The sequence below is a fragment of the Streptomyces pathocidini genome, assembly GCF_001418495.1.
GTDB classification, from domain to species: Bacteria; Actinomycetota; Actinomycetes; order Streptomycetales; family Streptomycetaceae; genus Streptomyces; species Streptomyces pathocidini.
The window spans coordinates 1-8,135 of the sequence record NZ_LIQY01000133.1 but is presented as its reverse complement, the minus strand read 5'-3'; the positions used below and the strand labels follow the sequence as shown (position 1 = coordinate 8,135).

General features: G+C 73.4%; 8 protein-coding genes and 1 pseudogene. 1 reads left to right on the top strand and 8 read right to left on the bottom strand.

Annotation, left to right across the window (positions count from 1 at the left end; translation table 11 throughout):
- On the top strand, nt 1-856 hold an 856-nt coding region (locus tag AOK16_RS08345; RefSeq protein ID WP_420865371.1), incomplete at its 5' end, for a LolA family protein.
- 120 nt (nt 857-976) lie between these two features.
- On the opposite strand, the gene AOK16_RS08340 is transcribed toward AOK16_RS08345, so the two are convergent.
- From AOK16_RS08340 to AOK16_RS28065, 8 genes and pseudogenes are all read right to left on the bottom strand, one after another.
- Entirely contained in the window at nt 977-1,990 is a 1,014-nt protein-coding gene (locus AOK16_RS08340; protein ID WP_055471599.1) for a M28 family metallopeptidase, read from the bottom strand.
- A 283-nt stretch (nt 1,991-2,273) separates the two neighbouring features.
- A complete protein-coding gene (gene rarD, locus AOK16_RS08335; protein WP_055471598.1) occupies nt 2,274-3,305 on the bottom strand; it encodes an EamA family transporter RarD in 1,032 nt (343 codons plus the stop codon).
- A 387-nt stretch (nt 3,306-3,692) separates the two neighbouring features.
- Complete coding sequence (locus AOK16_RS08330) at nt 3,693-4,268, bottom strand: HD domain-containing protein (RefSeq protein ID WP_240483452.1); 576 nt, start codon at nt 4,266-4,268, stop codon at nt 3,693-3,695.
- 149 nt (nt 4,269-4,417) lie between these two features.
- Nucleotides 4,418-5,230 carry an ABC transporter permease gene (locus tag AOK16_RS08325; protein ID WP_055471596.1) on the bottom strand — a complete coding sequence of 271 codons (813 nt, stop codon included), beginning with the start codon at nt 5,228-5,230 and terminating at the stop codon, nt 4,418-4,420.
- Entirely contained in the window at nt 5,227-6,120 is an 894-nt protein-coding gene (locus tag AOK16_RS08320; protein ID WP_055471595.1) for a 2-aminoethylphosphonate ABC transporter permease subunit, read from the bottom strand. Before AOK16_RS08320 ends, AOK16_RS08325 begins: the two co-directional genes overlap by 4 nt.
- Nucleotides 6,117-7,328, bottom strand: coding sequence for an ABC transporter ATP-binding protein (locus AOK16_RS08315; protein ID WP_079101181.1), 1,212 nt, complete (start codon nt 7,326-7,328; stop codon nt 6,117-6,119). The genes AOK16_RS08320 and AOK16_RS08315 overlap by 4 nt, the downstream gene beginning before the upstream one ends.
- Nucleotides 7,325-7,817: pseudogene (locus tag AOK16_RS28070) on the bottom strand (extracellular solute-binding protein); the annotation flags it as partial. The gene AOK16_RS08315 and the pseudogene AOK16_RS28070, both read right to left, overlap by 4 nt.
- Before the next feature lie 2 nt (nt 7,818-7,819).
- On the bottom strand, nt 7,820-8,135 hold a 316-nt coding region (locus AOK16_RS28065; RefSeq protein WP_240483451.1), incomplete at both ends, for an ABC transporter substrate-binding protein.

The window sequence follows — 8,135 nt, the reverse complement described above, 5'->3', positions numbered from 1 at the left end:
CGACTCGGCCACCGGCGCCGCGTACCACGCGACCTCCCCGGAGGGGGAGAAGGCGGGGGAGCGCGGGGAGCGGCACACCGGCCCCGCCGCCGCCTCCCCGCAGGAGCTGGCCCGGCGCGTGCTGGACGCCGTGGACGACACGACTGCCGTGACGGTCGACGGTACGACGAAGGTCGCCGGGCGGGACGCGTACCAGCTGCTGGTCGAGCCCAAGCAGGCGCATTCCACGGTCGGTTCGGTCCGGATCGCCGTGGACGCGCGGCACGGCGTACCGCTGAAGGTCACGCTGTCGCCGAAGTCCGGTGGCAAGCCGATCCTGGACGCGGGCTTCACCTCGGTGGACTTCGCCGAGCCGGACACGAGGACCTTCACGTTCACCCCGCCGAAGGGCGCCGAGGTCACCGAGCAGCGCGAGCAGGACAAGCAGGACGAGCACGGGACCGGGGCGCGGGAGAAGGCGGCGGATGGGCTGGCAGGCCTGCTGCCCGGACTCTCTGGAGCTGGAGCTGGAGCTGATGCCAAGGCCGGGACCGGGGCCGGGGGTGGGGCCGAGGCCGGGAACAGGTCCGGCGGCGCCGCCCGGGCCTTTGGCGAGGGCTGGGCCACCGTCGTTCAGCTGAAGGCCCCGTCCGGGCGCGGTTCCGCCGCTGCCCACAGCGGGGAACTCCCCTCCCAGGCGGGGAAGTTCCTGGACAGCCTGACCGAGAAGGCCACCGGGAAGTTCGGCTCCGGCCGGATCTTCAGCACCCGCCTGGTCAACGCGCTGCTGACCGACGACGGTGCGGTCTACGTCGGCGCGGTCGACAAGTCGGCCCTGGTGAAGGCTGCCGACGAGGCCGCGGCGAAGGCGGAATAGCGCTCCGGCTGCGGCGATTCCCCGGCCGTCGCGGCCCCCGCTGCCGCCGCCACCCCCGGCAACGGCCGCCGCCACCCCCGGCAACTGCTGCCCGGGGGTGGTCGGTGCTCCGGTGGCCGGTCAGTTCGCCGACAGGGTCCACACCGCGTGGGCGATCGCGTCGCTGTTGCGGTCCAAGGCGGTGTCGTTGATGTTCGAGGTCGTGTCGCAGGACGAGTGGTAGCAGCGGTCGAACGCCTGGCCCGCCGTACCGCCCCACTTCTGGGCCTGGGCCGAGGTCTTGGTGCGGCCCGCGCCGGTGAACAGGCCGCCCACCGCGATGCCGGCGTTCTTGAATGAGGCGTGGTCCGAGCGCCCGTCGCCCTCGGTCTCGATCTCGGTGGCGACGCCCTTGGCCGCGAACCAGTCCTTGAAGACGGCTTCGAGGGCGGGGTTGTCGTCGTAGACGAAGTAGCCGGGGTTCGGCGAGCCGACCATGTCGAAGTTGAGATAGCCGGTGATCTTCGAACGCTCGGCGGTGGGCAGGGCGTTGACGTAGTTGCGTGAGCCGATGAGGCCGAGCTCCTCGGCGCCCCACCAGGCGAACCGCAGGTGCTTGGCGGGTTTGAGGCCCTCGCGGGCGACGGCGAGCGCGGTTTCGAGTACGGCCGAGGAGCCGGAGCCGTTGTCGTTGATGCCGGGGCCCGAGGTGACGGAGTCGAGGTGGGCACCGGTCATGAGGATCTGGCCGGCGTTGCCGCCGGGCCAGTCGGCGACGAGGTTGTAGCCGGTGGCGCCGCCCGCGGTGAACTGCTGGACGGAGGTGGTGAATCCGGCCGCGTCCAGCTTGGCCTTCACGTAGTCGAGCGAGGCCTTGTAGCCGGGGCGGCCGTGGGCGCGGTTGCCGCTGTTGGCAGTGGCGAGGGACTGGAGCTGGGCGAGGTGCGCCTTGACGTTGGCGACCGGGATGTCGGGCGCTGCGGCGACCGCCGCGGGGTGGGCGGCCGTGGGTGCGGCGGGCGCGGGCGCGGCGATCGCGCCGGGCGCGGCTCCGGCCGTGCCGATCGCGGTCGCGAGGACCGCGACCGCCGTGGCCGCTCTGCGGAACCACGAACTCCGGTACGGGGGCGGGGTGTGGGGGGTGCGTGACGGCATGAAGGCTCCGTATTCCGACGGGACTTGCGCGGAAGGAACGGGGCGCCCTGCGGCTGGGCCACCGCAGGGCGCGACTGGAGCGCTTTCGCATTTCTTGACGCGAACATGATGCTCAGGGTCAGGGCTGCGCGCCGTCAAGGGAGGATTCCGGACAGACTTCTCCGCATAGCGAGCGGAGGGGGGCCGGTGGTGCCGAATCGCGCCACGATGGCGCGGTCCTGCGGTGGCGAACTCGCCGTTGCCGACGGCCGTACTCCGCGACGCGATCCGCCGTCCGCAGGGCTTACGCCGGTGACGACTCCGACTCCGACTCAGGCTTCGACTCCGACTCTGGCGTGGGCTTCGGCTTGTCCGATGCCCTCGCCTCGTTGCGTGCCGCCGCGAGGGCCCTGCGGGAGCGGCGGGCCGTGTGGAGGGCGTCCCAGGTGAGGATCGCCAGGGCCAGCCAGACCAGGACGAAACCCGCCCACCGCTCCGGCGGCATCGCCTCGTGGAAGGCGACGAGGCCGAGGATGAACTGGAAGGTGGGCGCCAGGTACTGGAGCAGTCCGATGGTCGACAGCGGCAGCCGCACCGCCGCGCCCCCGAAGCAGATCAGCGGCACCGCGGTCGCCAGACCGCAGCTGGCGAGCAGCAGGGCGTGCCCGGTGCCCTCTGTGGCGAAGGAGTTCTCGCCGCGGGAGCTCAGGAAGAGCAGGAAGCCGAGCGCCGGCAGGAACTGAACCGTCGTCTCCGCCGCGAGCGACTCCAGGCCGTCGAGGCCGACCCGCTTCTTGATCAGGCCGTAGATCGCGAAGGAGAACGCGAGGGTGAGCGCGATCCAGGGCACGCGCCCGTATCCGACGGCCAGGATGACCACCGCCACCGTGCCGACCGCCACCGCCGACCATTGCGCGGGCCGCAGCCGCTCGCGCAGCAGCAGGACGCCGAAGGCGATGCTGACCAGCGGGTTGATGAAGTACCCGAGCGAGGTCTCGACCACGTGCCCGGAGTTCACGCCCCAGATGTAGAGGCCCCAGTTGACCGAGATGACGGTCGCGGCGAGGGCTATCAGCCCGAGCCGCCGGGGCTGGCGCAGCAGCGGCCCGAGCCATGCCCAGCGCCGCAGCACGAGCAGGACGAGGACGACGGCCACGAGCGACCACAGCATGCGGTGCGCGAGGATCTCGGTCGCCGAGGCCGGTTCCAGCAGCGGCCAGTAGAGCGGGAAGAGGCCCCAGAGCCCGTACGCGGTGATGCCGTAGGCGAGGCCGGAGCGGTGTTCGGTTTTCGACTGCGACGAGGACTGCGGCGAGGGCTGCGGCGAGGGCGTCAACGGGGTCTCCGGGAGCGGCGGGGACGGCGGGGCATCCCTCGAAGGTAACGGGGCCCACGGCCCGCTGTCATGCCCGTATCGCCATACGGTCATGACGGTCGGCAGTCCGGCCCGGATAGCCGACTTCGTGGCGCGGCCGCCCCGCCCGGGGTCGCCGTGCGAGCCCGGTCCGCAGGGCGATGAGCCGAATCGGCCCGGTCCGCCCGGTGCCCTCAGGCGCTCGAGCGGTCTGGTTCCCCGGGCCGGGCCCCGGGCGCGGTCCGGGGTGCACCACTGAGCGCTCGCGCTCCCGCCGGGGTGGCGGGTGGCCGCGGCGACATGGCCATGTCGGGCGACCGTCCGGCCCTGGTGCATGAGCGTGGCCCGGGATGCCGGCCGCGGTCGGCGCTACGGCTGGGGACGGCCGAGTCCGCTACCGCCGAGTCCGCTACGGCCGGGGGCGGCCGCGTTCACCACCCGTTCCACTGCCAGGCGCCACCGTTCCAGGCCCGGGACGGCCAGCCCCACGACCTTGCCCGCGTCGTCCGCGCGGCGTAGGGCGAGGGCCGCGGTGAAGTGGGGGTCGGCTTCGAAGGCGGCGCGTTCGGCCGGGGACATCGGGCCGCCCTGGCACGACAGGGTGCGAGCGCTCTCCGGGGAGAGGGCGTGCGCGGGGTCCGCGGCGGCCAGATACCGCTTGGCGTCGATGTGCAGCGCCACCAGCCGCGCCACCCGCTCCCCGAGCAGCCCCGCCACCGCCGCGGCCGCGTGCTCGCCGTGGCCGGACTCGTCGCCCGGTACGAGGTGGTGGCCGATGTCGTGGACCAGGCCCGCGACCTGGAGCTCCTCGTCCTCGGGGTGGTGCTCGGCCAGGACGGCCGCGACCTGGAGGCCGTGGTCGAGGATGTCCACCGGGTCGCCGGAGCGGTCCGGGGTGTCCCAGACGCCCGCGCAGTCGGCGAGCAGCGCCATCAGGGCGTCCACTGACGTGAGGGGAGTGCCAGGGGTCGCTGTCGGGGCGTCCACTGACGTGAGGGGAGTGCCAGGGGTCGCTGTCGGGGCGTCCACCGGCGCCAGGGGAACGCCCGGGGGCGCTGTCAGGGCCTCCACCGATACCGAAGGAACGTCCCGGGTCACTTCGCCGCCCTCGTCCGCATCCGCCCCAGCGCCAGCAGCAACAGCAGCGTCGCCGCGAGCAGTACGAGAGTCTCGGCCGCCGCCAGGAACACCCGGCCGCGGTCGGTGAGCGCGAAGACCGACACCGGCAGCGTCCGCCAACTGGCCGGATACACCATGATCGTGGCGCCGACCTCGCCCATGGACAGGGCGATCGACAGGCTCCCGGCCGCCGACAGCGCCGGTGTCAGCAGCGGCAGCCGGATGCGCCACAGCACCCGCGCGGGGGTCGCGCCGAGGCTGCCCGCCACCAGCGCGTACGCCGGGTCGAGGCGGTCGAGCGCGGCGGAGACCGTGCTGTGGGCGAAGGCCAGCACGAGCACCACGTGCGCGATGACGACCATCCCCATCGTCCCCGCGAGCAGCGGCGACGTACCGAACGCGACGAGCAGGCCGAGCCCGATCACCACCGAGGAGACCGCGATCGGCAGGTGCAGTACGGCGTCGGTGAGCCGCCGCAGCGCGGGTGGCGCACCGCGTACCGCCACCGCGGCCCAGCCGCCGACCGCCACCGCGGTCAGCCCGGAGAGCAGCCCCGTCTGCACGCTCACCGACAGGCTCGCCAACTGCTCGCCCGACAGGGCCTGTTCGAGGTGGCGGCCGGTCAGCGAACCGGGCAGCACCCCGTTCCAGGAACCGGCGAACGCGGCGAGCACGACGACGGCCAGCGGCGCCAGGATCACCGGCACGAACACCACGGCGAACGCCGCCCAGACACCGAGGCGTCCCGAACGCGACCAGACGAGCCCGCCACCTTGGATGCCGCTCATCGCGCACCTCCCGTACGGCCGCTCATCCGCGCGTGGGCCAGGCGGTAGAGCCCGTACAGCGCGAGGGAGAGCGCGACCTGGACGACCGCGACCACGCAGGCCTGCGGGTAGTGGAAGGTCACGATGCCCTGGGTGTAGACGAGCATCGGCAGGGTGATCACGTCCTTGGCTCCGATGAACAGCACGAGCCCGAACTCGTTGAGCGTCAGCAGCAGCGTCAGGCTGCCGCCCGCCGCCAGCGCGGGCAGCGCCTCCGGCAGCAGCACCTGGCGCAGCACGCGGCCGGGGCGGGCGCCGAGGCTGGCCGCCACCTCCAGCTGGGCGCGCGGCACTTGGGAGAACGCCGCGAGCAGCGGGCGCATGACGAACGGGGTGTAGAAGGTGATCTCGGCGAGGACCAGGCCGGTGGGGGAGTAGATGAAGTCCAGCGGCGGGGCCGAAGAGCCCGTGAGGCCGGTCAGCGCCGAGTTGACCACGCCCGCGCTCCCGTAGAGGAACGTGAAGGCCAGCGCGATCAGGAACGAGGGGAACGCGAGCACGGTGTCGACGAGCCGCGAGACCAGCCGCGCCCCGGGGAAGGGCACGAAGGCCAGCACAACGGCCAGGAACGTGCCCACGACCAGGCAGCCGGCCGTGGCGGTGGCCGCGATCGACACCGTACGCAGCAGGGCCTCGCCAAACGCCGCCGAGGTGACGACCGTCCGCCACACCTCGAGGCCGGCCTCGCCGCGCTCGGAGACGAAGGACTGCTGGACGACCAGCGCCAGCGGGTAGAGGAACGCGCCCCCGACGACCAGCAGTGGCGGCAGCACCCACCATGCGCCGCCGGAGCCGGGGCGGAGCAGCCGGAAGCGCGCGGCGCGCGGCGCCGCGGTGGCCGCGGCGGTCATGCGGCCTCCCCGGATGCCGAGTCCCCGGCCGCGGGGGCCGCGGGCGCGGGGGCGCCAGGCGCTGGGTCCGGTACGGGGGCTCCAGGTGCCGAATCCCTCGACGCGGGGACCGCGGGCGGCGAGTCCCCGGGCACAGGCACCAGGACCGCTTCGTCCACCCGGAGGCCGATCCGCCCGCCGGGGGCGGGAGTTCCCTCCAGGGTGGGCACGTCGGCGACGACCGACTCGGGGCCGTCGTCCAGGCGCACGGTCAGCCGGTACGAGGCGCCCCGCCACTGCGTACCCGTCAGCACGCCCGGCAGCGCGTCCGGGGCGTCGTGCGGGGCGGTGCGCAAGGCGTGCGGGCGTACACAGACCAGGGCCGGCTCGCCGGCCGAGGGCGAGGCGGCCGGTCCCGAGGCCACCGGCCCGGCTGCCGTGATCTCGCGGCCGCCCGCTCGTACCCGTACTCCCGCCGGGCCGGCGGACAGCACGGTGCCCGGCAGCAGGTTCGCGCCGCCCAGGAAGGCGGCCGTGAACGCGCTCGGCGGGCGCCGGTACAGCGCGTCCGAGGTGTCCGCGTCGACCAGCGCCGCGTCCCGCATGATCGCGATCCGGTCGGCCAGCGCGAGCGCCTCGTTCTGGTCGTGCGTCACGTACAGGATCGCCACGTCGGGCAGTTCGCGGCGCAGCGCCTGCAACTCGCCCAGCAGCTCCTGGCGCAGCCCCGCGTCCAGCGCGGACAGCGGCTCGTCCAGCAGCAGGACGGGTGGCCGGATCGCCAACGCGCGGGCGATCGCGACCCGTTGCTGCTGGCCGCCCGAAAGCTGGCCCGGCATCCGGTCGCGGTAGCCGTCCATGCCGACCATCGCCAGCACCTCGCCGACCCGCTCCGCGATCTCCGCGCGCGGTAGCCGCCGGGCGCGCAGCCCGAAGGCCACATTGTCGAAGACCCGCATGTGCGGGAAGAGCGCGTAGTTCTGGACGACCACGCCGATGCCGCGCCGGTGCGGCGGCTCGTCCGTGACGTCCCGCCCGTCGAGCAGCACCCGGCCGGAGGAGGGCCGGACGAACCCGGCCACGGCCTTGAGCGCGGTCGACTTGCCGGAGCCGGAGGGGCCCAGCAGCGCGACGGTCTCGCCGCGGGCCACCTCCAGCGTGAAGTCGCACAGGGCGGTGGTGGCCCCGTAGGTGACACTCACCGAGTCGAAGCGGATCACGGCGCTCAGCTCCCGACGGCCCGGTTGTAGGCGGCGATGTCGGCGTCCAGCTCGGTCAGCAGCTGCTGCCAGTCCGGGGACCAGACCTCGACCCCGGCCAGCAGCTTGTCGATCTTCGCGCGGGTCGCGCCGCCCGCCTTCACGTCCGAGCGCGCGGGCAGCCCGTACGCCTCCTCGGTGACGGTGGCCTGCGCCTCCTGCGAGAGCAGGTACGCCATGAGCTTCTTGCCGCCCTCGGCGTTGGGGGCGCCGTTGACCAGGCCCATGGTGTACGGGATGGCGAACGTGGAGCGCTTGCCCTTGGCGTCGGCGGGGAAGAAGACCTCGAAGCCGGCGCCCTCGTTCTCGATCGAGGCCAGGTTCATCTGTAGATCGCCGTTGGCCACGTGCAGTTCGCCCTTGCTGACCTTCGGCTGGAGCTTGCCGGTGGAGGAGGACGGGCCGACGTTGTTGGCCTGGAGCTTCTTGAGGTAGTCCAGCGCGCCGTCCTTGCCCAGCNNCTGGATCAGCACGGCCGTGCCGTCGCCCGCCTGGCCGGGGGTGGAGTACTGGAGCTTGCCCTTGAAGCGCGGGTCGAGCAGGTCCTCGTAAGTGCGCGGCGCGGGCTTGGCGGAGCTCGGGTTGTGGATGAAGTTGAGGTAGTTGTTCACCACGGGCACGTAGCGGCCCTCGGGGTCGGTGCCCTGGACCTTCTCACTGCCCGGCACCTTGTAGGGGGTCAACAGGCCGTCGCGGGCGGCCCGCTGGATGAAGGGCGGCAGGGTGACCAGCACGTCGGCCTGGGCCCTGGCCTTCTCCTTGGCGGCGCGGGCGACG

Bases quoted from the DNA above. Each gene is read 5' to 3' on its own strand.
- AOK16_RS08340 (WP_055471599.1), bottom strand. From the start codon at position 1,990: ATGCCGTCACGCACCCCCCACACCCCGCCCCCGTACCGGAGTTCGTGG.
- AOK16_RS08325 (WP_055471596.1), bottom strand. From the start codon at position 5,230: ATGAGCGGCATCCAAGGTGGCGGGCTCGTCTGGTCGCGTTCGGGACGC.
- AOK16_RS08320 (WP_055471595.1), bottom strand. From the start codon at position 6,120: ATGACCGCCGCGGCCACCGCGGCGCCGCGCGCCGCGCGCTTCCGGCTG.